We start from the raw sequence: 338 nt of genomic DNA on the forward strand, positions 1-338 counted from the left end.
GTGGCCGCGGGCATGGCCGCGATCCCCGCCGACTTCTCCGGCACCGTGCTGGTCACCACCTCGGACATCCCGCTCCTCGACGCGGACACCCTGCGCGAGGTGGTCAGCCGCCACGGCATGCGCCCGCGCGCGGCGGTCACCGTCCTCACCTCCACGGCACCCGACCCCACGGGGTACGGCCGGATCGTGAGGAACGACGACGGCGAGGTGCTCAGGATCGTCGAGCACAAGGACGCCTCGGAGGACGAGAGGGCGATCGACGAGGTCAACTCCGGCATCTACGCCTTCGACGCCCGCGTCCTGCGGGACAAGCTGGGCGAGCTGGGCACCGACAACTC

General features: G+C 71.3%; 1 protein-coding gene. It reads left to right on the forward strand.

Annotation, left to right across the window (positions count from 1 at the left end; genetic code table 11):
* On the forward strand, positions 1-338 hold a 338-nt coding region (locus tag B4M60_RS12890), incomplete at both ends, for a sugar phosphate nucleotidyltransferase (protein WP_291084663.1).

This window comes from Dietzia sp. UBA5065 (genome assembly GCA_002415925.1).
GTDB lineage: Bacteria > Actinomycetota > Actinomycetes > Mycobacteriales > Mycobacteriaceae > Dietzia.